Source organism: Marinomonas rhodophyticola, from assembly GCF_026113935.1.
GTDB lineage: Bacteria > Pseudomonadota > Gammaproteobacteria > Pseudomonadales > Marinomonadaceae > Marinomonas > Marinomonas rhodophyticola.
Map to the genome: position 1 here is coordinate 272,948 of NZ_JAPEUL010000009.1, position 26,985 is coordinate 299,932.

At 45.6% G+C, this 26,985-nt stretch carries 21 protein-coding genes and 3 pseudogenes; 10 read left to right on the forward strand and 14 right to left on the reverse strand.

Features of this window, described 5'->3' with window-relative positions; genetic code table 11:
- Positions 1–17: 17 nt before the first annotated feature.
- The 4 genes and pseudogenes from dnaA to gyrB all read left to right on the forward strand — a co-directional run bounded on the left by dnaA (position 18) and on the right by gyrB (position 6,329).
- The gene (gene dnaA / locus ONZ52_RS15670; RefSeq protein WP_111605784.1) at positions 18–1,568 is read left to right on the forward strand and encodes a chromosomal replication initiator protein DnaA; all 1,551 of its coding nucleotides are present in this window, start codon (positions 18–20) and stop codon (positions 1,566–1,568) included.
- Between the two features lie 32 nt (positions 1,569–1,600).
- Positions 1,601–2,698, forward strand: coding sequence for a DNA polymerase III subunit beta (gene dnaN / locus ONZ52_RS15675; RefSeq protein ID WP_265219654.1), 1,098 nt, complete (start codon positions 1,601–1,603; stop codon positions 2,696–2,698).
- Positions 2,699–2,796: 98 nt separating this feature from the next.
- A pseudogene (gene recF / locus ONZ52_RS15680) lies at positions 2,797–3,905 on the forward strand (DNA replication/repair protein RecF).
- Positions 3,906–6,329: a DNA topoisomerase (ATP-hydrolyzing) subunit B gene (gyrB, locus tag ONZ52_RS15685; RefSeq protein ID WP_265219655.1), complete on the forward strand. Its 2,424-nt coding sequence runs from the start codon at positions 3,906–3,908 to the stop codon at positions 6,327–6,329.
- Positions 6,330–6,422: 93 nt separating this feature from the next.
- Here the strand turns inward: gyrB and ONZ52_RS15690 are convergent, their stop codons facing one another.
- Complete coding sequence (locus ONZ52_RS15690) at positions 6,423–7,268, reverse strand: SDR family oxidoreductase (RefSeq protein WP_265219656.1); 846 nt, start codon at positions 7,266–7,268, stop codon at positions 6,423–6,425.
- 208 nt (positions 7,269–7,476) lie between these two features.
- Here ONZ52_RS15690 and ONZ52_RS15695 point away from each other — a divergent pair, with 208 nt between their 5' ends.
- Positions 7,477–7,761 (forward strand): winged helix-turn-helix transcriptional regulator, encoded by a 285-nt coding sequence (locus ONZ52_RS15695; RefSeq protein WP_265219657.1) that lies wholly within the window; start codon positions 7,477–7,479, stop codon positions 7,759–7,761.
- A gap of 62 nt (positions 7,762–7,823) precedes the next feature.
- Here ONZ52_RS15695 and ONZ52_RS15700 read toward each other — a convergent pair whose 3' ends face one another.
- The 3 genes from ONZ52_RS15700 to ONZ52_RS15710 all read right to left on the reverse strand — a co-directional run bounded on the left by ONZ52_RS15700 (position 7,824) and on the right by ONZ52_RS15710 (position 11,733).
- Entirely contained in the window at positions 7,824–8,567 is a 744-nt protein-coding gene (locus ONZ52_RS15700) for a siderophore ferric iron reductase (protein WP_265219658.1), read from the reverse strand.
- A 43-nt stretch (positions 8,568–8,610) separates the two neighbouring features.
- Positions 8,611–10,752, reverse strand: coding sequence for a TonB-dependent siderophore receptor (locus ONZ52_RS15705; protein ID WP_265219659.1), 2,142 nt, complete (start codon positions 10,750–10,752; stop codon positions 8,611–8,613).
- A 141-nt stretch (positions 10,753–10,893) separates the two neighbouring features.
- Positions 10,894–11,733: an AraC family transcriptional regulator gene (locus ONZ52_RS15710; protein ID WP_265219660.1), complete on the reverse strand. Its 840-nt coding sequence runs from the start codon at positions 11,731–11,733 to the stop codon at positions 10,894–10,896.
- Positions 11,734–11,980: 247 nt separating this feature from the next.
- Here ONZ52_RS15710 and ONZ52_RS15715 point away from each other — a divergent pair, with 247 nt between their 5' ends.
- Positions 11,981–13,111 (forward strand): MFS transporter, encoded by a 1,131-nt coding sequence (locus tag ONZ52_RS15715; protein WP_265219661.1) that lies wholly within the window; start codon positions 11,981–11,983, stop codon positions 13,109–13,111.
- 78 nt (positions 13,112–13,189) lie between these two features.
- On the opposite strand, the gene gmhB is transcribed toward ONZ52_RS15715, so the two are convergent.
- The 7 genes from gmhB to def all read right to left on the reverse strand — a co-directional run bounded on the left by gmhB (position 13,190) and on the right by def (position 20,523).
- Positions 13,190–13,747, reverse strand: coding sequence for a D-glycero-beta-D-manno-heptose 1,7-bisphosphate 7-phosphatase (gmhB, locus tag ONZ52_RS15720; protein ID WP_265219662.1), 558 nt, complete (start codon positions 13,745–13,747; stop codon positions 13,190–13,192).
- 78 nt (positions 13,748–13,825) lie between these two features.
- On the reverse strand, positions 13,826–14,299 hold the full coding sequence (ybaK, locus tag ONZ52_RS15725) for a Cys-tRNA(Pro) deacylase (protein ID WP_265219663.1): 474 nt from the start codon (positions 14,297–14,299) through the stop codon (positions 13,826–13,828).
- A 14-nt stretch (positions 14,300–14,313) separates the two neighbouring features.
- Positions 14,314–15,762, reverse strand: a complete 1,449-nt coding sequence (locus ONZ52_RS15730) for a TrkH family potassium uptake protein (RefSeq protein ID WP_265219664.1) — start codon at positions 15,760–15,762, stop codon at positions 14,314–14,316.
- Between the two features lie 89 nt (positions 15,763–15,851).
- A complete protein-coding gene (gene trkA, locus ONZ52_RS15735; RefSeq protein ID WP_265219665.1) occupies positions 15,852–17,225 on the reverse strand; it encodes a Trk system potassium transporter TrkA in 1,374 nt (457 codons plus the stop codon).
- Between the two features lie 303 nt (positions 17,226–17,528).
- Positions 17,529–18,917: a 16S rRNA (cytosine(967)-C(5))-methyltransferase RsmB gene (gene rsmB, locus ONZ52_RS15740; protein WP_265219666.1), complete on the reverse strand. Its 1,389-nt coding sequence runs from the start codon at positions 18,915–18,917 to the stop codon at positions 17,529–17,531.
- Positions 18,918–18,926: 9 nt separating this feature from the next.
- Complete coding sequence (gene fmt / locus ONZ52_RS15745; protein WP_265219667.1) at positions 18,927–19,913, reverse strand: methionyl-tRNA formyltransferase; 987 nt, start codon at positions 19,911–19,913, stop codon at positions 18,927–18,929.
- A gap of 94 nt (positions 19,914–20,007) precedes the next feature.
- Positions 20,008–20,523, reverse strand: a complete 516-nt coding sequence (gene def / locus ONZ52_RS15750; protein ID WP_265219668.1) for a peptide deformylase — start codon at positions 20,521–20,523, stop codon at positions 20,008–20,010.
- Between the two features lie 236 nt (positions 20,524–20,759).
- Between def and dprA the strand changes: the two genes are divergently transcribed.
- Positions 20,760–21,809: a DNA-processing protein DprA gene (gene dprA, locus ONZ52_RS15755; RefSeq protein WP_265219669.1), complete on the forward strand. Its 1,050-nt coding sequence runs from the start codon at positions 20,760–20,762 to the stop codon at positions 21,807–21,809.
- Entirely contained in the window at positions 21,793–22,074 is a 282-nt protein-coding gene (locus tag ONZ52_RS15760; protein ID WP_265219670.1) for a DprA-like winged helix domain-containing protein, read from the forward strand. The genes dprA and ONZ52_RS15760 overlap by 17 nt, the downstream gene beginning before the upstream one ends.
- Before the next feature lie 43 nt (positions 22,075–22,117).
- On the opposite strand, the pseudogene ONZ52_RS15765 reads toward ONZ52_RS15760, so the two are convergent.
- Positions 22,118–22,536 (reverse strand): annotated as a pseudogene (locus tag ONZ52_RS15765) (RNA-binding S4 domain-containing protein).
- Between the two features lie 44 nt (positions 22,537–22,580).
- On the opposite strand from ONZ52_RS15765, the gene cysQ reads away from it, so the two are divergent.
- Complete coding sequence (gene cysQ, locus ONZ52_RS15770) at positions 22,581–23,429, forward strand: 3'(2'),5'-bisphosphate nucleotidase CysQ (RefSeq protein ID WP_265219671.1); 849 nt, start codon at positions 22,581–22,583, stop codon at positions 23,427–23,429.
- Between the two features lie 92 nt (positions 23,430–23,521).
- Here cysQ and ONZ52_RS15775 read toward each other — a convergent pair whose 3' ends face one another.
- Entirely contained in the window at positions 23,522–24,118 is a 597-nt protein-coding gene (locus ONZ52_RS15775) for a TetR/AcrR family transcriptional regulator (protein ID WP_265219672.1), read from the reverse strand.
- A 127-nt stretch (positions 24,119–24,245) separates the two neighbouring features.
- Between ONZ52_RS15775 and fabF the strand changes: the two are divergent.
- Positions 24,246–25,515: pseudogene (gene fabF / locus ONZ52_RS15780) on the forward strand (beta-ketoacyl-ACP synthase II).
- 84 nt (positions 25,516–25,599) lie between these two features.
- Here fabF and ONZ52_RS15785 read toward each other — a convergent pair.
- Complete coding sequence (locus ONZ52_RS15785; protein ID WP_265219673.1) at positions 25,600–26,922, reverse strand: TRAP transporter large permease; 1,323 nt, start codon at positions 26,920–26,922, stop codon at positions 25,600–25,602.
- Positions 26,923–26,985: the final 63 nt, after the last annotated feature.

Here is a 26,985-nt window from a genome sequence, read left to right on the forward strand (position 1 = left end):
CAGGGAGTACGTCTACAGTGTCTTTGGAGCATTGGAATCTTTGTCTGCAGCGCTTGCAGAGTGAGTTTTCCACATCTCAGTTCAACACCTGGATTCGTCCATTGCAGGCTGAAATGATGCCGAATGGAGAATTGTGCCTAAGTGCACCAAACCGTTTTGTGTTGGATTGGGTGAGTAACAAATATCAAACGCGCATAAAAGAATTATTGTCTGAATTTGCTGGCGATGACCTTGCCCCTGCTTTAAAGCTGGAGGTGAAGGCGCAAAACTTTGCTCAAGCAAATTCGATGTCGCCGCCACCGCCGCCGGTTTCAAATGAACCTGCTATTAATCCATTGAATAATGAGGTGGCGAGAGAGTCTGGCTATCGTCCAGGTTTTGGCTTAATGGATGACGAAGAAGGCAGCCCAAATGCTGACCTAGAATTTGAAGCACCATTAACCTTATCTGGTACTGGATTGCGTGGTGAACTTGAACCTTATGAACAGGGACAACTTCCATTAACGGCGCCCAAACGTAAAGTACAAGTGGAAGGTGGTATTAACCACGGCGCGAATCTCAATAATTCGTTTACCTTTGATAACTTCATCGAAGGTAAATCTAACCAGCTCGCTCATGCTGCGGCCTTGCAAGTTGCGGAGAATCCAGGTGGCGCTTATAACCCTCTCTTCATATACGGCGGGGTTGGCTTGGGTAAAACCCACTTAATGCAAGCCGTTGGTACGGAAATGATGCGTCATAATCCGAATGCTAAGGTGGTGTACCTGCATTCTGAACGCTTCGTTGCTGACATGGTAAAAGCGCTTCAGTTGAACGCGATCAACGATTTTAAACGTTATTATCGTTCGGTTGATGCCTTATTAATTGATGATATTCAGTTTTTTGCCGGTAAAGATCGTACGCAAGAAGAGTTTTTCCACACCTTTAACGCTTTATTAGAAGGTGGTCAGCAGATGATTCTTACCTGTGACCGCTACCCTAAAGAAATCCAAGGTTTGGAAGATCGCCTTAAGTCGCGCTTTGGCTGGGGATTAACGGTTGCTATTGAGCCGCCGGAATTAGAAACTCGTGTGGCGATTTTGATGCGTAAAGCGGATGAAAGTGGCATTAAGCTATCTTATGATTCGGCTTTCTTTATTGCACAGAAAATACGTTCGAACGTACGTGAATTAGAAGGTGCGTTGAAACGTGTTATCGCTAACTCACATTTTACCGGTCGGGCGATTACGCCGGATTTTGTGCGTGAGTCGTTAAAAGATCTTTTGGCCTTGCAAGATAAGCTGGTAAACATCGATAATATCCAGCGAATTGTAGCGGAATACTACAAAATTAAGATCAGTGATCTGCTGTCGAAACGTCGTAGTCGATCGGTTGCTCGTCCTCGCCAAGTGGCGATGTCGTTAGCCAAAGAGCTGACCAACCATAGTTTGCCTGAAATTGGTGATGCCTTTGGTGGCCGCGACCATACGACAGCCTTGCATGCGATTCGCAAGATTAAAGAACTGCAAGATACGGATTCGGATATCCGTGAAGACTATAAACAATTGATGCGAATTCTGACCACCTGATGGTCTAAGACTTTGAGTTTACGAGGAAAATAATGAAATTTTCAGTCGTCCGCGAGACACTTCTTAAGCCACTTCAACTAGTGGCAGGCGTTGTAGAGCGCAAACAAACCATGCCCGTCTTGGCCAATGTGTTGGTGGAAGTGAAGGACCAACTATTAACTTTGACTGGTTCTGACTTAGAAGTTGAATTGGTGGGCCATGTACCTTTAGATGAGTGTGAAGAAGGCCGTATTACGGTTCCAGCTCGTAAACTAATGGATATTTGCAAAAGCTTACCAGACAGTGCAGTGATTGAGTTCACCTTGGACGATCAAAAAGCGGTCATTCGTTCTGGTCGTTCACGTTTTAGTTTGTCCACTTTGCCAGCAGATGAGTTTCCTAATATCCAAGACATGCAAGGTGATCTAACGGTTTCTATTCCACAAAATAGTGTGCGTCGTTTGATCGACCGTACCGGTTTTGCGATGGCGAACCAAGACGTGCGTTATTACCTTAACGGTATGTTGTTAGAAGTAGCGGATGGTCAGCTACGAGTTGTTGCGACCGATGGACACCGTTTGGCAACGGCAGTTGAAGACGCGCAAGTAAGCGGTGATTTGACACAAGTTATTGTACCGCGTAAAGGTGTGTTGGAACTAAACCGCTTGCTAAACGACACAGATGAGTTGGTTGAGCTAACAATAGGTACAAACCATATTCGTGCTAAAGTCGCTGAGTATGTGTTTACCTCTAAATTAGTTGACGGAAAATTCCCGGATTATCACCGTGTTATTCCACGTAATAATGAAAAAATCGTCATTGCTGATCGCTTGGAATTACGCCAAGTATTCCTGCGAGCATCGATTCTTTCTAACGAGAAATACCGTGGTGTGCGTTTGATTCTGTCTAATGGCATGTTGCAAGTGTTTGCCAATAACCCAGAGCAAGAAGAGGCTGAAGAATCTGTATTGGTGCAATACCAAGGCGACAATATGGAAGTGGGCTTCAACGTGGGTTATTTGTTAGACGTATTGGGTGTCGTAGACTCTCAAGAAGTGCGTTTATCATTGAATGACTCGAACAGCAGTGCCTTGATCGAAGAAGCACAAAGCCACGCAGCACAATACGTTGTGATGCCGATGCGTCTATAATCATCACTTAGATGATAGACCTATCACTCGCTTGGCAATGTCGTTTTCTAACATGCCAAGCGGGTTGTCTTCCCTACCCTCATTAAGGTTTAAGAGTTATGCCGCTGGTGCGTTTGGACATCTCTCATGTTCGCAACCTTTCTAGTGTGCGCTTTGAACCTTCGCCCCAAGTAAATGTGATTGTTGGCAAAAATGGCAGCGGTAAAACTTCTGTGTTGGAAGCCATTCACCTATTGTCGTTTGGTCGCTCCTTTCGTAGTCACAAACACAAGACCTATATTCAGCATGAAAACGAGGCTTGTATCGTCTTTGCACAGCTCTACCAAACACAAGGCAGCCCGATTCGTGTGGGCCTACAGCGCTATCGTGATGGTCAGATTGACGTTCGTATTCAAGGTCAGCGAGCCCCAATCGGTCGTTGAGCTTGCAGAACGCCTTCCTGTACAGCTTATTAACCCCGATGCTTTTCGATTATTAGAGGGTTCACCGAGCATTCGACGCCAATTTATTGACTGGGGGGTGTTTCATTTCGATAAAGACTTCATTCAAGCGTGGCGAGGCTGGCAAAAAGCATTAAAACAGCGGAATACCTTGCTCAGACGTGGTAAAATATCCCTCAGTTTATTGGCGGCATTTGATCAGGAATTGATCCGACTGGGTGAGCAAGTCAATCAATCTCGCAGAGCGTATGTGGAGAAATTAACACCACATTTTGTGAAGGTTTTATCGCTCTTAACCACAGAGCTTTCGGTGAGTTTGCAGTTCTTCCAAGGCTGGGACGCTCAGAAAAGTTTACAGATGGCGGTGGAAGCAGGACGCGAGCGAGATATAGAGCTGGGTTATACGCATACAGGTCCTCAACGAGCTGACTTACGAGTGAAAACCGCGACGGGAGATGCATTAGACACACTGTCTCGTGGTCAACAAAAACTGGTTGTGTCTGCGTTGAAGATCGCTCAAGGGCAATTACTGATCGATATGGGACGCCCCCTGGTATTTTTAGTGGATGATTTACCAGCTGAATTGGACGCCAACCACAGACAGAAACTTTGTCAGTTGTTGGAGTCATTAAACAGCCAAATTTTTATTACCAGTGTCGAGCCTGACACAACGGATTTTACTTGGGCCGACACAACAGACGTTCGTCAGTTTTCGATGAATAACGGCGAACTGTCTTTAATTGAGCAAAGGTTTGCAGGAGAGTTAAATGAGTGAAAATAATTACGATTCGTCCAGTATCAAGGTGCTCAAAGGGCTAGATGCCGTACGTAAACGTCCAGGCATGTATATCGGTGATACGGATGATGGTACGGGTTTGCACCACATGGTGTTTGAAGTCGTCGATAACTCCATCGATGAAGCTCTCGCTGGCCATTGTGACACCATTACTGTACTGATCCACCCAGATGAATCGATTTCTGTTTCGGATAATGGCCGTGGTATTCCGGTTGATATACACGAAGAAGAAGGCGTTTCTGCCGCCGAAGTTATCATGACGGTACTTCACGCTGGTGGTAAGTTTGACGATAACTCATACAAGGTTTCCGGTGGTCTTCACGGTGTGGGTGTCTCGGTAGTAAACGCCCTATCTGAAGCGCTCACTTTGACGATTCGGAAAAATGGTAAAGTCTACGAACAACATTATGTCCATGGTGTGCCACAAGCGCCATTGGCGATTGTCGGAGATTCTGATGGCAAAGGCACAACCGTTCATTTTAAACCTTCTCCTGCGACTTTTAATAACATCCTGTTTGTTTACGACATTCTGGCGAAGCGCCTGCGTGAGTTATCATTCTTGAACTCTGGTGTTGCCATTCGACTCAAAGACGAGCGCACGGGTAAAGAAGACTTCTTCAACTACAGTGGCGGCTTGCGCTCTTTTGTCGAACATTTGAACACCAACAAAACCCCCATTAACGATATTTTCCACTTTATGTGCCAACGTGATGACCTAGAAGACGGTATTGCGGTTGAAGTGGCGTTGCAGTGGAACGAAGGTTTCCAAGAAAATATTTACTGTTACACCAACAATATTCCACAACGCGACGGCGGGACTCACCTTGCGGGTTTCCGCGGCGCGTTAACGCGTACCCTAAACACTTTCATCGAGAAAGAAGGGTTAGCGAAGAAACAAAAAGTAGCGACAACAGGCGACGACTGCCGTGAAGGTTTGACTGCCATCGTATCGGTAAAAGTGCCGGATCCGAAGTTCTCTTCTCAGACCAAAGACAAACTGGTGTCTTCTGAAGTAAAAACGGCCGTAGAGCAAGAAATGACCAAGCGTTTCTCTGAGTTCCTACTAGAGAAACCAAACGAAGCCAAAATCATCGTTAACAAAATGATCGATGCGGCGCGTGCCCGTGAAGCGGCTCGTCGTGCCCGTGATATGACCCGTCGTAAAGGCGCGCTAGACATCGCTGGTTTGCCAGGTAAATTGGCCGATTGTCAGGAAAAAGACCCAGCGCTTTCTGAAATCTACCTAGTGGAGGGTGATTCTGCAGGTGGCTCGGCAAAACAAGGTCGTGATCGTCGTACGCAAGCTATTTTGCCGCTGAAAGGTAAAATCTTAAACGTCGAAAAAGCCCGTTTTGACAAGATGCTCGCGTCTGTTGAAGTTGGCACTCTGATTACGGCATTAGGTTGTGGTATCGGTCGTGACGAATTCAACGCTGACAAATTGCGTTACCACAGCATTGTTATCATGACCGATGCCGACGTGGATGGCTCGCACATTCGTACCCTACTTTTGACCTTTTTCTTCCGTCAAATGCCAGAAATCATCGAACGCGGTCACATCTTCATTGCGCAGCCACCTTTGTTCAAAATCAAACGTGGTAAGCAAGAACAATACATCAAAGACGAAGCGGCGTTGGATCACCATTTAATTGAAGTGGCTTTGGACGGTGCTCACATGCATGTCAATGAAGATGCCCCAGGTATCCAAGGCGAGCACCTAGCAAAACTGGTCCGTGATTACATTCACATTGAAGGCGATATTGATCGATTGTCTCGTGTGTACCCAAAAGATGTAATGGGCAAACTTTTGTACTGCAAACCACTTACCCAAGATAGCCTGACGAAAGAAGCGGCTGTAATGGAATGGGTTGACGCTATTCGTAGCCAGATGCCACAAGACGCACGTACTGGCTTCCGCTTTGACTTCTCTGTGGAAAAAGACGATGAACGTAATATCTACTTACCAGTAGTCGATATCATGTCTCACGGCGTGTCTAACCGTTACCGTTTTGAAGGCACTTTCTTTAATTCTCCAGAATACAAACGTATTGTAACGATGGCGGAAACGGTTGCAGAACTGTTTGGGGAAGAGTCTTATATCCAACGTGGCGAACGTCGTGAAGCGGTGAAAACCATCAGTGACATGAAGTCTTGGCTAATGAAAGAAGCGTCTCGCGGTATGACCATCCAGCGCTATAAGGGTTTGGGTGAGATGAACCCTGAGCAACTTTGGGAAACCACTATGGATCCTAATGCGCGCCGCATGCTTCGCGTCACCATCGACGACGCCGTTGCCGCCGACCAAATGTTCACCACCTTGATGGGTGACGAAGTGGAACCACGTCGTAACTTCATCCAAGACAACGCCTTGAACGTCGCCAACCTAGACGTTTAAGCGTTTGATTAGCAAATAAAAAAACGGTTAGAGTGCGCAAGCTCTAACCGTTTTTTTGATCTAATTTGTATACCTAAGCAACGCTAAAATGACTTACAACGCGGCTTTGATGCTGTCTTCAATGGACGTCGTAGGGCGACCAATGAGCGTTGATAGGTCTTTGCTGTCGCTGAATAGGCCGCCTTGAGAGGCACCCACTTCGGAATCGGCAAGAACCGCGGCGAAGCCTTCTGGTAAGCCTGCACCCACTAGAATCTTGGTGTATTCCGCTTCAGGAACGTTGTGGTACGTCACGGTTTTACCGGATACCTTGCTAATCGCGGCGGCGTATTCACTGAGTGTGAAGGCGTTGTCGCCCGCCAGTTCGTAGACTTTACCTGCTTGTCCATCTTTAATCAGTACCGCGGCGGCCGCGGCGGCATAGTCAGCCCGTGCTGCGGTAGATAGTTTTCCGTCTCCTGCACAGCCAACCACACCGTATTCTAAAGCGGGTGCAAGGCCCATTGTGTAGTTTTCTGAGTACCAGCCATTGCGAAGTAGTACGTAAGGTACGCCAGATTCCGCTAACAGATTTTCTGTCGCTACGTGTTCTTTTGCCAAAATAAGCGGTGATGTGTCCGCGTTTAAGATACTGGTGTAAGCAATCAAAGCAACCCCCGCTTCTTTGGCGGCATGGATGACATTGCGGTGTTGCTCAACACGTTGACCCACTTCGCTGGAAGAAACCAATAGTACTTTTTCTACGCCTTGCATTGCCGCAACAAGAGAATCAAGATCGCTGTAATCCGCTTGGCGAACTTGTACGCCCTTTTCGGCTAAATCGGCGATTTTTTCTGGGTTACGAACCGCTGCCACGATTTGGTTAGCGGGTGTGGTATTTAAAAGGTTATCGATAACTAGACGACCAAGTTGGCCAGATGCGCCGGTGATTAAAATCATAATATTCTCCTTTGAGTTTTAAGTTGATAGAAGTAGAATATATCACTAACAAACTTTTAGTAAGTACGTACAAAAAGGTAAGTATGGAAAATAATTTACAAGATTCTGTGAACGGTATGGCTCACTTATTTGAGCGAGGCGATGTATTTTCAGACAAATGCCCTTCCCGTGATATTTTGAAGCATGTCACCAGTCGCTGGGGGTTTTGGTGTTGTTTGCTCTGAAGGACGGTGAAACGCATCGTTTTAGTGAACTGCGTCGCAAGATTTTAGGCGTCAGTGAAAAAATGTTGGCGCAAACCCTTCAAGCCTTGGAATTAGACGGCTTTGTTTTACGCACATCGTATCCTGTGGTGCCGCCTCATGTGGAATACAGTCTGACGACGTTAGGGTTTGAAGTAGCGATTCGCGTTGCCAATTTGGCGGATTGGATTGAGGACAATCTTACGGATATTTTGGCCCAGCAGTCCCGCAATGAAATGTTGGCTTCCTAATTAAAGGCTATAAATTATTAGCCTTTCATTTAAGTGAGTGCTTACTAATCTCTCTCTTTAAGCTAAGCACTACATTGCTGTTTCTGCTTGGCGCTTTTCGTATGCAGTCTCGGGCAGTTGGCGCACAGTTCTCCGCCTTCACGGCGAAAATGTAAGCAGCACGTGTGGCGTACAAAAACAGGTGTTTTGGCCGTTTGTAGGCTAAGCCCTTTCAGTGGTTTTAAGGGTAAATTCATGGCCTGTGCCCAAAGACGAAAATCCCCCTCCAGATCGTATTTTTGTTCATCAGGAAGTATGTTTTCTATTGCTATCAAGGCACTCATCAATTGGTCAGCGAGTAAGCCTTTATAAAGTGCGGGCTGCCCTCCAAAAGCCTCTACATGAGCGTTTTCAAGTGATTGAAAAAGTATACTGAGTTGCTCGCAAGCGGTTTTAATCAGGGTTTCGTGGTTTCCCTCTTGCCATATTCCGTCCGGTAAACAATATCCGGCGACCATCTCACCCTGCTGTTTTTGTTCTAGATTTTGCAAATGCAATGGAATGGCTTTGAGCTGATAAACACAAATCATCGCCAAATAGATCGGCTGCCAACATACTAATCCCCAACACCGTATACGCCAATAAGGCGCGCCCGTTTCGGGGTGCGCCTCTTGTAGCGTTTTATGCAAAAACCGCAGAGCGGGTTCTGGATGGGTGGCGGATAAGCTTGTCGTGCTTGGTTTCTCATTAGACAAACTTTCTTGGCCATCCAGTACCGCAATGTATGATCTTGCAGTGTTGAAAAGACGATCTATAAGCCTTTCCATGTTTTACCTCTAAATAGTGGCTTTAAGCCATGCTATGAGATAGCTAAAACTCATAGCGGGCACTGATTTCGTAAGCTCTTTCGTCACCAAACCAGCAGTTGGATGCGTCGTAGCAGCTGTAATAGGTTTCATCAAATACGTTGCTCATGGCAAATTTCACGCTAGCGCCCTGCCATTGTGGTGATAATGCCGATAAGTCATAACCGATAGACAAATCGACCAAAGTAAACGATGGCACGGTATTCGAATTGGCGGCATCGAGTTGCATTTGCCCTACATAACGCACACCTGAGCCGAAGGATGCTCCGACTAGTTTTCCTTCTGTTGGTGCATAGGTTAGCCAAGTATTGAATTGCTTTTCAGGTACCCAAACAGGTGTATTACCTTCTATACCACTGTTGTCTTTGGTTACTTCCACGTCTTGCAGTGTGTAGGCTGCTTTGACCGTTATATCAGGTGTCATGGCGTGTTGTAATTCAAGCTCGATACCACGAGAGCGCATTTCCCCTACTTGGACTTTTTGGCTGTAGTCTGAGCTGTCAGGATCACGAGTCAGTACATTGCGTTTGGTGATTTCAAACGCGGTTGCGCTGGCTGTGGTGTTTCGTCTTTTGTATTTTAAACCGGCTTCCCACTGGTCGGCGGTGGACGTATCAAAGGTTTTGCCATTACGATCTGAGCCAGTAACGGGTTCAAAACTTTGGGCGTAGCTAACAAACGGCGCTACACCATTATCAAATTCATATAGCACACCTGCTCGACCACTAAATTGGCTTTGATCTACCTTAGTGTTGGTTGCCGCTCCGTATTTACGACCTTTTTCTGTTGCTTTAAATTGGTCATAGCGACCACCGGCAATAAAGACCCATTGATCGAGGCGTATTTGATCTTGCAAGTATAAGCCTGTTTGTTCTTTGTCGATGGCAAAATCACTGCTGTAGCCGGACCCAGCGAAGTCTAGGTTATCTCTGATAATCTGCTTGTGATCTGGATTATAAAGATCAATGCTCGGCGCAACGGCGTCTTCGTATATCACATCAGATTTGAGTTTTAGATAATCCACACCCACCAAAATATTGTGTTCGGCATTGCCAATATCAAACAATCCAGAAAATTGGTTATCTATGTTGATACCTTCAGACTTTTCATCTGTTAGGTAGGCGCGGCGGTTTAAGGTTCTTTCATCACTGTCTAGTGAAGAAGAGTAAGTGTTTTCTTGGTACGCTTTGGCTGTGGTGAAACGAGCATTTTGTAAAAAGCGCCACGTATCATTGATATTATGATCGAGCTTATAGCCAAGCAGCAATACGTCTCGGTCATAGGTTTCCCAGTTTGTGTCACCCGCATAGGCATCTGAAGACAGTTTTCCATTAATGCTGTTATAGACGGTGCCTTTGGATGGCAAAGTGGAATAGATCCCCATGCTTGGATCCTTTTGGTAATACATATTGAGGTTAAGCATGGTGTTGTCACTTATTTTCCAATCAATAGAGGGCGCGATCATGATGCGCTCTTCTTCCGATGTGACGGCTTGTCCGTCCTTTTGGCGAAAGAGTCCAACGACGCGATAGTTCATTGTATCGTTTAGCGCGCCGGTACTATCGATTTGTGTTTCGCGTTTATTATTATTACCTAAGGTTAATTCCACGCTATGTTGGCTCTCAGATTGAGGGGCTTTACTGATCAGATTCACCATGCCACCTGGCGGCATAGCGCCGTACAACGTCGAGGTTGGGCCTTTGAACACTTCCACTTGCTCTACCGCCGCCATATCGATTTGTGGTTGTAGGTTCCAATCGTTATAAAGTAGCTGCAGTCCGTCGTAGTAAGCTTTGTCGTTTCCGAAACCTCGTATATTAAAAAAATCCAATCGTGTTACCGCACCGCCTCGTAATTCAGTGTTGATACCTGGTGTGTACCGAACCGCCTCCGCAACGGTTTCTGTACCTCTTTGTTGTAAAGTTTCCTGTTCTATTACTGAAATAGCTTGCGGTGTTTCTTCTGGATCTAGCTGTGTTTTTGTTGCGGTATTACGATATGTTTGCCCTTTCACCACTAAAGGGCTTAACTGGTCCTCTACGTTTAGATCCGTTGTTTCTGATGTATTAGCAGCAAGCGAGTAAGGTGACACTGAGGTAATAGCCAAAGCCAGTATAGTGAATTGAAAATGCACAGACGGTTTCATAGTAACTCCGTAAATAGAATAAAACAATATTGATAATGGATCTCATTCTATTTTTCTTAAGAACATAAAACTTAACCTTTTGGTGCATCTTCCGTTAGGGATACGAGCACGTATGATGGATCGGACTTCATTGCTAAGAGACTATCTGGGTTTGACCGGAAGCCAGTATTCCATGTAGCTCTGCTGGCTATGTGGATTGTAATCAGGATCATAAATTTCTAGTTCGTAGCCCTGTACGCCATAATAGTTAGATTCAGGTAGCCATTGGAAAATAAACCACTCTAATGCTTTTTTGACCGCTGAAGCGTTTCCATGAACAGGAATGACGGCGTACTCTTGAGGTGGAACAATGACGGTATCCAATGGCGCATTGTCAAATGGATTCGCTCCCGAAAAGAGTGGTAATAACGCGTTTATGGGTTTCAAGTATCCGGCCCAATAAAGCATTTGATCTGGGTGATCAGCATGGTCTTGAGTGTCTATGATGCCAATTGGGCGCATGCCCTTTGTCATTGTCTTTACTTCTGAAATGACCTGAGACCAAAGTCGTGGAACACGTTCTGAAAAATTTGGGGATGCGGACAGTAGTCCCCGAATCCAATCGCATTTGCCTTGAATTTCAAAGCTCTCGAGGCTTTCAACGCGTATTTGAGTAAATGCTTTGGGGGTATCTGTTTGCGTGTTATCTAGCCTTCTATATTGTAATGGTGTTCGCAACCCATGGCGCTTACCTTGCTGGCGATAAGATCGAGGGGTACAGTTGAACATGTGTTTAAAGGCTCGGGAGAAGCTTATTTCCGAGTCAAAACCACATTCTATGGCAATATCTACATGCTTATTTTTACTGGATAGTAACAGTTCGGCCGCTTTGCTTAGGCGTAACTCTCTTACATATTGAGCGACAGAAAGCCCCGTTGCTTGGCTAAACACTCGCTGGAACTGCCACCGTGACCAACAGCTTTTTTCGGCCAAATTCGTCACATGAATGGGACTTCATCCAAATGCTCGTGAATGTAATCTAACACTTTCTCGATACGAGTGAGTCGATCTTGGTTTGTCATGGACCTGAGGCTTAAAATAATAACTATTATCATCTAATTGGCTTTTAATGCCAATGGGCAATAGCTCATTGGGGATTTTCTTTATGGAGTCTATTAATTAATCAAGTTGCGTGATTAAATCCGGATTATCTTTAACCATTCAAAACAATAAAAATGGATGTGGCTCTATGAAGGAATTGACTCGAACAGCGTTGTATTGCTCTATGTTTATCGGAGTTGGTGCCGTTGCGGGTTTGCTTGGCCCGAGTCTTATTTATCTAGCGGATTTGATTGATGCTTCTGTGGCGGAAATCTCCATCGTTTTTAGCGCGCGTGCCGTTGGCAATATTCTCGGTGCGTTATTAGCTGGACGAATGTTTGACCGTTGGAAAGGTCATCATTATTTGATTGTTATGCTGCTCTGTATGATTACAGGATTGATCTTAGTGCCCTTTTCTACCAGTTTGTCGATGCTGGTGGTATTGTTTTTCCTGTTAGGAGCAACGGAAGTGTCTGCTAATGCTGGTGGCAACATGATGATGCTGTGGTTGCACAAGGAAAAAGTCGGCTCCTATGTGACCATTTTGCATTTATGCCACAGTGCTGGATCCATGTTAGCGCCCTTGATTTTGGTCTTTGCTCAATGGACTGGCCATGGTTATGGTTCAGGCTATTGGATGGTGGCTCTCTATGCTCTGATATTACCATTATTTTTATGGCGTCAACCTAGCCCAACGTTTGAAGTCAGAGCCAGTGAAGCGGTGCCTGTGACAAAGCAAAAAGCCACTTTTTTGGCATTTTTAACGGTCATCTTCTTATATGTGGGTTTTGAAATAACCATCGCTGGTTGGATCAGTACTTATGCCGTTCTGTCTGGTGAAGATCAAAATAGCGCAGCGATATTAGTTACTTGGTTTTTTGTTAGCCTTTCCTTGGGGCGTTTGTTCTCCGTTTTCTTATTGCGTTGGATTACACCTCGTCAAGGCATATATGCTTTATTGTTAGTGAGTTTTACGGGAAGTCTGATGATGGTAGTGTCTGATGTGTCGCTTGTGGTGATCGCATTGTGGTTAGGTCTGGGTTGTTCCGCTTTTTTCCCCATGTTGTTTTCTTATGCCAACAGTATTATGGCGCTTAATGGCAAACGAACGGGTTATGTTTTTGTTTGTTGTGGATTGGGGGCGTTGGTTGCACCATCCTTAACTGGTACCATTATTGAAATTTTCAGTGCGAGAGCATTTCCGTTTTTGTTATTAGTTTTGACGCTTCTCATCACATTCAGTTGGCGCAGATTAGCTGGTATGACGCGAGGTAATTAACCTTGTTGTATGGCGAACACCTTGTTAGTAATCGTTTACTGACAAGGTGTCTTTGGACGTCTCATTGGTTAAACAGAGTTAACTGTATTTATGCAGTGTTGCAATGGTGAATGCTGCTAGGTCGGTATAGACAGTAAATGGGAAGTCTATCGTTTTATACTGCGTTTCACGGCCTTTTCCAGTCAAAACCAATACAGGCGAGCAACCACGTGCATTACCTGCCTGAAGGTCTCTGAGAGAGTCTCCAACCATGATGGCTGGGTGCTCTTTGAACGATAGACCAAGCTCTGCTTCGATTGTTTCAATCATGCCACTTTTGGGTTTACGACAGTTGCAGTTGTCATTTGGACCGTGAGGGCAATATTGAATGCCATCTATTTTACCACCCTCTGCTTCGACAAGTGCTGTCATTTTATCGTGCATGTCATGCAAGGTGGCTTCGTTGTAATAGCCGCGCGCAATACCCGATTGGTTGGTGACGACAAAGACTTTAAAGCCCGCTTTAGACAATGCCGCGATCGATTTAATGCTGCCTGGAATGGGTTGCCATTCGTCGATAGATTTAACATAAGCGTCTGAGTCTTGGTTAATGACGCCGTCACGGTCTAGTAAAATAATGGGTTTGAGTTGCGCCATGGGGAATGCCTTTTTGAATCGAGTTGAATCGTGTTAGTTGTACTGTTTCATTTCGTATCATTATGGATACAGCTTTGATTATTTTACTTCACCTATAGCCGCGAAAATGGCATTACGACAAGCGCGGCTGAGATCGTTTGGTGCTAGGCCAATATCCAGCCCTCGCTGTCCACCGCTGACATAGATCTTTTCAAACGCCTGCGCACTTTGATCAATACAAGTGACGAGACTTTTCTTTTGCCCTACTGGACTGATACCACCAACCAAATAACCGGTAAGTCGTTCGGCATCTTTTATTTCGGCCATATGCAGCTTTTTTACGCCTAATGCGCTGGCCGCGCGTTTTAGATTCAACGTGCCAGTGACTGGTACTATGGTCACGAAGGTCGTTTTATCATCGGTAACGAGCAGTGTTTTGAACACGCAAGCAGGATCAAGATTCAGTTTTTGTGCGGCTTCTTCACCAAAATTAGAACAATTAGCGTCGTGTTCGTATTCGTGAATACTGTACGCAATCTTCAGTTTCTTAAGCTGGTTTATGGCTGGTGTCACTGTGTTAATCCTGATTATTTTTGCCAGAACATGGGGGTGAATAATACCAATAAAGTAAATACTTCTAAACGGCCCAATAGCATAGAGAAACACAGCATCCATTTTGCAGGATCACTGACACTGGTAAAGCTCGAAGCGACATCACCTAGACCTGGCCCCAAGTTGTTAAGGGTTGCTGCTACGGCAGACCAAGCCGTCACCTGATCCAACCCTGTTGCCATCAGACCTATCATTAAAACGACATACACCAACAAATACGCAGAGAAAAAGCCCCAAACAGCTGATACCACCCTTTCATTGATGGCTTTACCACCTACTTTAACGGGAATCACCGCACTTGGATGTATCAAACGCTGTATTTCTCGCATTCCCTGTTTAAGGATCAAAAGGATACGAATAACCTTCATGCCGCCACCAGTTGAGCTGGCACAGCCACCGACAAAGGAGGTGACAATCAACAGAAAGGGTAAGAAATGTGGCCATGAAGCAAAGTCTGCTGTACCAAAACCTGAGGTAGTTGCGATGGATACACTTTCAAAAACCGCGTAACGTAACGAAGAGCTCCAATCATAGGTGGATGTCATTGCTAGTACCAACGTAGACAATACGCAAGTGCTAAGCAAGATAAACAAAAAGAAGCGTGCTTCAGGGTCTTTAAAATAATGCCACACGCTCTTGTGGCGCCAAGCATAAAAATGCAAAGCAAAATTGCACGCTGACACTATCATGAAAAAGGTACAAATCATTTCGATAGCCACACTATTGAAATACCCAATACTGGCATCGTGAGTAGAGAAACCACCAATAGCCACGGTTGAAAAGCTATGGCAAATAGCATCGAATAACGTCATTCCTGCTATCCAATAACCCAAGGCACAGACACTGGTTAGTGTGGCGTAAATAAACCACAGCGCTTTGGCTGTTTCGGCAATACGCGGTGTTAATTTTGTGTCTTTCACTGGACCTGGGGTTTCTGCGCGATACAACTGCATACCACCGATGCCTAGCATTGGCATAATGGCCACGGCCAAAACAATGATACCCATACCACCAAGCCAGTTAAGCAACTGGCGGTAAAATAAAATCGATTTAGGTAAATCATCGATCCCTGTGAGTATCGTCGCCCCCGTGGTTGTGAGGCCAGATATGGATTCAAATAAGGCATCGGTAAAAGTGAGGTTTGGCGTTTCTGCTAAGAAGAAAGGCACCGAACCGAATAGCCCCAGCACTGTCCAGAACAGCACGGTAACTAGAAAACCATCACGAATTTTCAACTCACCACGTTCATTACGAACTGGAAACCAAAGCAAAAAACCGCCCAATAAGTTGATTGCTAATGCATATAAAAACGCATGGACAGTGCCATCTGAATAAATGATGGACACAATAATTGGTGGAATTAGCGAGACGCTAAACACCATAACCAATAAACCAATGACGCGTAAAATAACACTAAAATGCATACTTGTTTCCTAGATCTCGACTTAAAGCGTGTTGTCAGACCAGCGTTAATTATTCATTTGAATGAGGGTTAAATTTAGCAAAATCCGCTTTAAAAGAAGGTCAGTCCTACTTGGAACAGCTGCTCTACGGCCGGAATTTGCTTCTTGTTCGTGACGAAAATAATAACGTGGTCTTCCGCTTGAATGACGAGATCACCCGTGGCGACAATCATATTATCTTCTCTAACAATAGCGCCGATGGTGGCACCATCGGGTAAATTCAAATTGGCGATACTTCGACCGACCACTTTCGAAGAGCGATAATCACCATGTGCAACGGCTTCTAATGCTTCTGCTGCTCCTTTGCGCATCGAGTGAACGTTTACTACGTCACCACGACGGATATAACTCAATAAAGAACTTATGGTGGTTTGTTGAGGTGAAATGGCAATGTCGATCATGCCTTCTTGAACAATGTCTACATAAGCTGGGTTGTTGATAATCGTCATAACCGTACGAACACCAAGTACTTTTGCTAACATAGAAGACATGATGTTGGCTTCATCATTATTGGTTAAGGCGCAGAATACATCGGTGGATTCGATGTTCTCTTCAAGCAGCAATTCTTGCTTAGAGGCATCGCCATTGAGCACTATGGTGTTGTCCAAGGTTTCAGACAGATATCGACAACGCTCTGGATCGCGCTCAATGATTTTGACACGATATTCTTTTTCTAGGCTTTGGGCCAAACGCTCACCGATGTTACCGCCACCAGCAATAATGATACGTCGATAAGGTACATCCAATGGACGTAATTCACTCATGACATCAAGCACGTCTCGTTGCGCGGTGAGAAAAAAGACTTCGTCATTCGCGTGAATATGTGTGTTGCCGTCAGGAGAAATGGACTTACCGTCACGATAAATCGCTGCGATACGTGTTTGGATTGACGGCATGTGTTCTTTCAAAAAGCTGATTGGCTGATCAATCAGTGGGCCGCCCTTTTCTGCTTTGACGACGACCAGTTGGACTTTGCCATCGGCGAACTCCATGACCTGCAGTGCACCAGGATAGCGGATCAATCGACTTAAATGCTTAGTGACTTCTTTTTCAGGGCTGATACGAACATCCATTGGGATGGCTTGGTCGGCAAATAATTCTGGGTATTTAGCATACGCACTTGAACGAACGCGACCAATTTTAGTTGGCGTTTTAAAGAGAGTGTGCGCGATCTGACAAGCGATCATGTTGGTCTCATCTTGGTTGCTCACGGCAATCAACATATCTGCGTCATTACAGCCCGCTTGATCCAATACATCAGGATGCGAGCCGCTGCCCTCCACTGTTTGGATATCGAGACGATCTTGCAGTTCTCTAAGGCGAGTAAGATTGGTATCAATGACAGTAATATCGTTATCTTCACTAGCGAGATTTTCGGCTAGTGTGGCCCCAACTTGGCCTGCCCCTATAATGATGATTTTCATAGTCTACCTTAGAGCGTTATGTGTTATTCGGCTCTTTGTTTAATATATTAATATAATGAGAAGTTAAATCGTCTTACAGACCAAACGTGCATAATTTTTACTTGAATCAAGTTGAGCAAGTGTACCGATATAAGGCCAAACATTTAACTTGAACTTGCAAAATAGCCATAATTTTTTTCAGTTAGATTGGATGTCGACCTTACCTCCTGACAGCTCATTATGCTGAAAGTATGACCGTGTACCCATAAATCGGTAGGTAAAACAGAGTGTTTCATGTGAAACACTCTGTTTGTTCTTTTAATTTTATTTAGAGTGAGGCTTTTTCTGAAGCAGACAGTAATAAAATCCGTCATGCCCTTCAGAGATGGGAAATAGTTGTCGGCCATGACTAACAGGAATTCCCCACTCTGTAGCAAAACTTGGCGCTAATGAATTCAATGGGACTTCTGATGCGTCGTCTTGATTGGCTAAGAAATGTTGTATTTGTTGTTCGTTTTCTTCAGGCATTAACGAGCAAGTGGCGTATAACATAAAGCCTCCTGGCTTCAAGGTCTCCCAGACTCGATTCAGAATGGCTCTTTGAATAGTAACAAGATCCTCAATATCCGCCGGTTTTCGATTGATCTTAATGTCTGGATTACGACGAATAACGCCGGTAGCCGTACAAGGTACATCAAGCAAAATTTTGTCAAAATGCTCGCCGTCCCACCACGCTTCTAGGTTGCTGGCATCGGCGCAAATTAAATTGGCTGAATAGCCAAGGCGGTGCAAATTAGATTCAATTTTCTCCATACGCCAAGGTTCTAACTCGACAGCGGTGAGCGCCATTGAACTCAGTCCAGTTGAGTTGGCTTTCTCTAACAAGTGACCGGTTTTTCCTCCGGGTGCCGCGCAAGCATCCAATACTCTCTCTCCATCCTTAGGTGATAGAATATGTGCAGAAAGCTGAGCCGCTTCATCTTGAACGCTAACATAGCCAGCATCAAAACCGGGTAGCTCTCCTACTCTAACGGCATTTCTTAGGTACAAAGCTGAATCAGAAAACTTACCATCTTCTGAGTCTATACCCACATCAGCAAGTTGCGACTTGTATGTTTCACGTGAAACGAGGCTCTCATTTACGCGAATACACATCGGAGGGTGCGTGTTGCTGGCATCGATTATTGTTTTAAGGTGCTCTGGCCAGTGTTTATTAAAACGCTTCACCAACCATTTTGGCATATTAAATTCTACTGACGGTTGGGCTTCTAGCACCTCAATTATGTCGTCGGCTTCTCTTTGGTAGCGACGTAGCACTGCATTCATTAACTTTGTAGCCCAGTCTTTTTTCAAGATCCGACAGGCTTCCACCGTCTCATTGACTGCCGCATGATCTGGAGTATTCATGTAGGTTAATTGATACAAACCTAATAGTAAGACTGCGTATAAATCTGTGTCCTTTTCTTCAAAAGGATGCGCTAATAAATGCAAAGCTATGCTGTTCAATCTAGGGTACTGACGACACACTCCAAAGCACAGCTCTTTAAGCATGGGGGCATGTTCGCTGGCAATGTCCAATTGGTGACGAGCCAATTGTGTGCTAAGTGAACCCTGTTGAAGCAGAATATTGGTAATGACTTTAACCGCAACATGGCGAGCACTTTGTGTGTTTACGCTGGCATTGGAGGAAACACTTTTGTCGTATTGGTTCATGCTGTTTGCTTACTCTTGTTTTCCATTAACGCCAAGGCGTTGACCAATCTCTAAGGCGGCTTTGTGTTTACCGTTTAAGGCGTCTTGCACTTTCATGCGCTTACCACCCGCAAATTGGATCTCAGTAATGAGGAGTGAACCTTGCCCAGTGGCGACGATAATGCCCTCTTTACTCACCACTAAAATATCGCCCGGAGTAGAAGCTTCATCGCTGACGCTGGCAATGTGTGCCGTATGGATTTTCATCACACCAGCAAGGCTGTTGGTGTACGCCACTGGCCAAGGTGACAAACCGCGAACTTGACGTTCGATCAGCTCGGCAGACGTTGCCCAGTTAACCTCGCCTTCTTGTTTGGTTAATTTTGCTGCGTAACACGTCAGACGTTCATCCTGTTGCTCTGGAACCAATGTGCCCGCTTTGAGTTTTTCTAGGGCGTCAATTAATGCCTTGCCACCCAATACCGCTAGGCGATCATGTAATGTTTCTGAAGTGTCTGTTGGTTTGATATCGCAATGGGCTTTCAACAGCATATCGCCCGTATCTAAGCCAACATCCATTTGCATAATAGTGATGCCGGTTTCGCTGTCGCCAGCCATCAAAGAGCGATGAATCGGAGCAGCACCACGCCAGCGAGGTAGCAAAGAAGCGTGTACGTTGATACAACCAAACTTAGGAGTATCCAATATGATTTTGGGTAAGATAATTCCGTACGCAGCGACAATCATAATATCGGCGTCTAATGCTGCGAGCTGTGCCTTATCTTCATCCTGTTTAAAATTCAATGGTTGATAAACGGGAATGTCGTTGGCAGTGGCGAGTTGTTTCACTGGACTTTGAACCAGTTTTTGACCTCGACCTGCAGGACGATCTGGCTGCGTGTAAACGCCGACGATCTCATACTGGTTTTCGAGTTTTGAATCTAAAATAGCTTGCAGGCTAGCCGCTGCAAATTCAGGTGTGCCTGCAAAAACAATACGAAGTGGTGAGGTGGGCATAAAAGTTCCTTAACAAAAAATCAGGCCAAAGCCTGATTTTATAAAACGAATATCAACATTCTTACAGCGAGTTAGGGGTGAGAAGGCACACCTCTTACCCTTGTTTTTGTGCGAGCTTGTGGGCTTTTTCTAATTTGCTTTTAATACGATTGCGCTTTAACGGCGTTAAATAATCGACCATTAGTTTGCCGTCAAGGTGATCCACTTCATGCTGTACACAAACGGCCATGAGTTCATCGACTTCCATAGAGAAGGGTTTACCATGGCGATCGAGGGCTTTGACTCGAACTTTAGCTGCACGATAAATGTGCTCGTAAAAGCCAGGAACGGACAAACAACCCTCTTGGAATTCGTTTGGTTCGTCGTCCAATACCTCAAACTCAGGGTTAATAAATACGATGGGGTTGTTACGTTCTTCTGAAAAATCCATCACCACGAGACGATGATGATAGTCTACTTGTGTCGCCGCAAGGCCTAGGCCATTCTCGTCATACATGGTATCCAGCATGTCGTCGATTTTGGTTTGCAGCTCGTCAGTAAACTCGGTAATGGGCTTCGCAACTTTGCGCAAGCGATTGTCTGGGTATTCAAGTACGGGTAAAACAGCCATGATCTTTTCCAACGATGTGTCTTTGTTCATGAGTGGAGGCGTGCTCTCCAACTCGTTTCATTCTGTCTATTGTAACGCAAGTCTGTCTTTTGAGCAGTCTTCTAATGGCGGTTTTTTGGTCAATATGATTGAATAGCGTCAATAGCGAAAGACTATTCGCGCAGAAGGTTCTTTTTGCACTGATGCTCTGGGTAAGGAATGCCCTATTTTTCATTCGTAAGGAAGCGGTTTTAATTATGTCTATCTCTTTTCCTGGTTCAGGTTTGTCGCACACTGATTGGCTCTGTTTGAGTTTTTTGTCTGGGATTGGCCCCTCTCGATTGTCGCGTCTTTATACTTATCTCAGTGAGCTGGACCAACAGACTCCAATGGACGAGCATGCGCCCCTGTCATTGTTTGATGAAGAGAAAACGACTGAGGCGATTTCGTATGAGCTGCTGATCGCTTTAAAATGGCCGGAGATTACCGCCCGTCAGGCTATGGATTATTTTACGAGTGGCACCCTTAGCAAAGAACAAGAAAGTAAACGTGACGAATCCTTAGCTTGGCTGGAAGACGCCGATCATCACCTCGTGCTTCAGGAAGACGAGTTATACCCAACCGCCTTAAAAGAGATCGCTGTTGCCCCTGCTTTTCTTTATGTGGAAGGTCGCCGTGATGTCTTGTCTCTACCAAAAATAGGCATTGTTGGTGCCCGCAAATGTACCCGTTATGGCCTGGATGTCACTTTTCAATTTGCTGAGCAATTATCTTCTCGTGGCATTTGTGTGGTGAGTGGTGGTGCCATGGGCGTCGATACCGCCGCGCATCAAGGGGCATTGCATAGCAAGACAACACCCACCATTGGTGTCATGGGAACTGGCTTGTTTCATCGTTATCCGAATCACAATCAACAGATGTTTGACCAGATCCTAGAACAAGGAGGTGCTTTAATAAGTGAATACCCACTATCAACCCGCCCTCGTCCTCATTTGTTTCCTCCACGCAATCGGATTATCAGCGGTTTAAGTATGGGCATACTTGTGTCAGAGGCCTCGGTGAAAAGTGGCTCTTTGATCAGTGCCAGTTACGCCATCCAACAAAACCGCGAAGTCTTTGCGTTACCAGGCCGATTGACCGATGCGCAATCAGCAGGTTGTCATCAGCTTTTACGTCAAGGTGCGACCCTAGTTCGTCATGTGGATGATATTGTGGCGGAGTGCCCTGCGCTGTCTTCTGCATCAATCGCCAAACCTTCTGTTGAGAGAATGGCAACCGGTAAGGAATCAAGTGACTCATACACATAATAGAAAATCATCTCCTGCAGACAACAATCAAGCACCTGAAATCGTACCGCCACCGGTATCAAATGCTTTTCATGCTTTACCGAAATTAACGTCAGATAATGCCAAGATGATCATTAAAATTATGGAGCAAGAAGGTCAAGCAATGGATTTTGATGCCTTGATTCGTCAAAGCAAAATGGACGCTGGGTTGATGATGCAAGTGTTAATGGAATTAGAGTTGTATGGTTGTCTGGAGAATCGAGAAGGCCTTTATTATCGTTGCTGAACGATCGTCATAGGTCTTCTCATGAGGAGCGCATCGAATGGGTTTATTCCATGCCGCTGAAAATATCTTTTTTGAGCTGCTTAATATCGCGGCGCTCTTTTTTGTTGGGTTTATGGTCGGACATGATGCGGCCACCAAAAGACTTGTTTTCTAAAGCGCGTTTTTCGCGCTTTTCGATCGACGCAGGTGTTTCTTCATAAAGCAATTGCGCTTCAGGAGCGCCACGGCGCTGTTCACTGATGGCTTTAATTTCAACGACCTTTTCGTCCCAGCCAACTCGTATGCCTATTAAGGCACCCACTTCCACATTACGGCTAGCTTTGCCTTTACTGCCATTGTACGACACCTTACCGCCATCAATGGCGTCTTTGCAAAGTGAACGGGTTTTAAAAAACGTGCTGCCCAAAGCCACTTATCTAAACGAACGGCTTGTGGAGTTGACTGCTTTTCTGTTTTACTCATAAGGAATACGTTGACCCTATTCTGTTGTCATAATTGAGGCTGTTATGCAGGACATTAGTAGACATCCCATTTTCCAAGCTCTGCAAAAAATAATACACGATGCGGCCGATGTGATCATGGACATTTATCAAGGTGCCGATTTAGGCATCGAGCAAAAGCTAGACGATAGTCCGGTGACAGCGGCCGACCTTGCTGCACATAAAGTGATTCTAGCAGGTTTGCAAGCACTTACACCTGATATTCCTGTTTTGTCAGAAGAAGGCGTGGTGGCCTTCGAAGAGCGCTCTCAGTGGCCAATGTTGTGGATCGTAGATCCTCTAGATGGCACGAAAGAGTTCATTAAGCGTAATGGCGAGTTTAGCATTAACATCGCCTTGATTGAAAATGGCATGCCCATTGTGGGTGTTGTCTATTTGCCGACCACCACAGAAGGCTATTTTGGTGTGACAAAAGCATGGCAAGATTTACCGATTGGTGCGTTTAAATGGCAAGGCCATGAATTTGAAAGCATCAACGTACGTGAGCCACGCGAGCCTATCATAGCTATGACAAGCCGTAGCCATGGCCCTGCACTTCCTGCATCTTTAAAAGACAAACTAAAGCAAACCTACGAGCAAGTTCGTGAGTTACCCAAAGGCAGCTCGATAAAAGGCTGTCGAATTGCCGAAGGCATCGCGGACTTACATCTGCGACGTGGACCAACCAGTGAATGGGACACGGCTGCCCAGCAAGCCATCATCGAAGCCGCAGGCGGCATGCTCGTCACACCGGATGGCAAACCCTTTCGTTATAACCAAAGAGAAACCCTACTTAACGGCCACTTCTTTGTGTCCGGCGCTGAACTCGCCCCGTATGTCATGGAATGGTATCTAGAAAACGAGGAAGAAGAGTAAGCGTTACTCTTCTTCCTCGTCCTTTACTTTACCTTATCTGATTGTTTCACGTGAAAAATATTAAAGTGATTTCGTTATCTACTTTTTTATATCTATATCGCCTCGTTAGTTTTTAATCCGCTGTTGAGTCGATTGACGATGCGTTCTTGTGCGCGTTTTAAAAAGTCGCTTTGCAGCGGTTGCGCAAAAGACCGTGCGATGGCGACGGTTCCCACTAAGGAAACCACGGTTTCTTCTGCCAGTGCTTCGGCCTCTTGGCTGCCACGTTTTTTTAGAATCGTGGCAAGACGATCAACTAAACTGTCGAAGCACGCTTGGTAGGCTTGGCGAACTTTTTCTTCCTTGTGTGCGGCGTCAGTCACTAGAAACTCTAGTGGCGATGGATGCTCTTTGTCGCTACGGCTCCAGCTCAAATAACGCGTCACTAGCGCTTTTAGATGTGTCTCGCTACTTTCGGTTTTTTTATCATTACGTGCCCAAAAACCATTGGATGTGGCGAATTGCATGGCCGCTTCATAGAGGCTACTTTTCCCCGAAAAATGCGCGTAAAACGCTCCGTGTGTCATGTTGGCTTTTTTCATTATCTGCGTGAGTGTGACGTGGTCAAACCCGTGGGAGCAAAATAGTTTTGCGGCCGCTTGTAGTATGCGCTGTCTAGTTTGCTCTTTGTGTTTTGGGGTGTATGACATAGTTAACCTCCTAGGCGAACTCTCGTATATCCCATTATAAATCGGTTTCTAAATATTATCTTGATCATATATAGACTCACTCTAGCATGGGGACTTTCTTTCTGCTGAAACTTAATGGGGTTATTTCATGTCGCTTAAAGAACGTATTGTTATTACGGGTATGGGGTTGGTATCCCCACTTGGCTTAGGTGTCGCTTCGGTCTGGGATAAATTGATTCGAGGTGAATCTGGTATTCGATTGCTGCCTACGACGTTGTCCGATGGGCTGAGCACGCATATTGCCGGACAGGTTCCGAGCCATGTAGAACAAGCTAATGGCTTGAATGAAGCCGATTATCTGTCACCTAAAGATCGTAAACGTGTCGATCTGTTTACCTTATTTGCCCTTGCGGCCGCGGAAGAAGCACTAACCCAAGCCAAGTGGCACCCAGTGAGCGATCTAGATCAAGAAGCCACCGCAACTATCATCGCCACGGGGATTGGCGGCTTACCAACTATTACTCATGCGCAATCCGTTTTAACAGAGCAAGGCGCTCGACGCTTGTCACCTTTTACGGTTCCTGCGTTTCTTGCCAACCTTGCGGCGGGTAACGTGTCGATCAAATATGGCTTCAAAGGTCCGATTGGCACCCCCGTGACAGCGTGTGCGGCGGGTGTACAAGCCATTGGCGATGCCATGCGCTTGTTGCGCACAGGTGAAGCAAAAGTCGTACTGGCTGGCGGTACAGAAGCCTGCATCGATCCTTTGTCTCTGGCCGGTTTTGGTGCTTTAAAGGCGTTATCGACTCGAAATGATGCTCCGGAAAAAGCATCCCGCCCTTTTGATAAAGATCGTGAAGGTTTTGTGATGGGCGAAGGTGCTGGTCTTGTTGTATTGGAAACTCTGGAACATGCCTTGGCTCGTGGTGCGACACCATTAGTTGAGACTCGTTGGCTACGGCACCAGTGCAGATGCTTATCATCTGACATCGGGGCCGGAAAACGGCGAAGGTGCTGCCCGTGCGATGCAAACCGCGCTAAACATGGCAGAAATTTCTGCTGATCAAATTGGCTACGTGAATGCACATGCGACATCGACGCCAGTGGGTGATCGTGGCGAGATTAATGCGTTACGTCGTGTGTTTGGTGAAAAAGTCACCGATGTGGCGATCTCGTCTACTAAGTCCGCGACAGGTCATTTGTTGGGTGCTGCGGGTGGTGTCGAAGCAATTTTCAGTGCTCAGGCGTTAATAACAGGCATTCTGCCACCGACGTTAAATCTGGAAAACCCAGAAGAAAGTATGGCCGATTTGGATCTTATCCCCTTGGTTTCACGTGAAAAAAATGTCGAATACGTATTGTGTAATGGTTTCGGGTTTGGTGGTGTGAATGCGGCACTTCTTTTGAAGCGCTATTAACAAACCTAGCAAACTTAAATAAACAAGGCGACTCACAGATAGTTGAGTCGCCTTTTTAATATCGATGTCCTTTCTGTATCGGTTTTAACCATCCATTAATTGGCTAGGTAACCAAGTGACTAGCTCTGGGAACATCATGACGATGACAAGAACCAGAAGTTTCAGTAATACAAATGGGGTGATGGATTTGTAGATATCCAACATGGTGACGCTTGGCGGTGCGATGCCTTTTAGGTAGAACAAGGCAAAACCATAAGGCGGCGTTTGTACAGCGATCTCAATGTTAAGAATCATCAAGATACCAAACCAAATTGGATCATAACCGAGAGACACGGCAATCGGTGTGAAGATAGGCGCACACATTAGAACGATGATAAATTCATCAATAATAAAGCCCAGCAACAACATGATTAATTGGAACAACATGATGACGACAATCGGAGGTAAACCCAAGTCTTGGGTGAAACCAGCGACCATGTTTTGCACGCCCATCAGCAAGTGGAAGTTGCTGAAAACCGACGCACCAACAATAATCCACATCGCTACACTCACGAGCAAAGCCGCCTGCATACCTGCTTTCTGTACCATACGTGGCTTGAAGCGTTTAAAGAAAATCGCTAATACAATCGCGCCGACAACGCCTATCGCGCCGGACTCGGTCGGTGTCGCAATACCCATGATAATGCTGCCAAGTACCGCAACGATCAGCAGCAGAGATAATATGCCATCGCGAGCGGTGAGGAACTTCTCTTTTGGTGTAGGTTGAACGTCTGGCACCACATCCATCGGCGCGCGTTTAGGGTTCAACTTACAAGAAATCACTACGTAAGTGATTAACAAGACGATGGTGATCAGGGCTGGAATTAAGGCACCGATAAACATGCGCCCTACTGAGTTCTGTGTAGACGACGCAAACATGATCATTGGAATGCTAGGCGGAATCAAAATACCTAAGCCGCCACCGGCCATAATAACGCCTAATGCTAGGCGTTTATCGTAGCCACGTTCCAACATGGGACGCAATGCGATACTGCCAGACGTCATGATGCCCGCGCCAATAATACCGACCATGGCGCCGATCATAGAACACACGACAATCACGCTAATAGCCAGTGAACCACGTACTCGACCAATTAACATTTGGCTGGCGTTAAACATAGCATCGCCGATACCTGAACGCGTTAGCAATTGCCCCATGTAGATATATAGCGGAATGGCTAACAGAATGAAACTAAAGTGAGTGGATTCTAAGGTGGTCGGAATGACATTAAAGAGAGCATCGCCCCACGTCATATAACCTATGCCCATGGCGATACCACCAAGCGCTAAACCAACGGGAGCACCTAAGGCAAATGACGCTATGATGCAGGCGAATAAAATGCCCGTTAATAACTCAATACTTATCATTGTGCGGCTTCCTCTTGTTTGGTCTGTGCTTCTGGTAATAAAGGTTTGCCTGTAATCACCTGA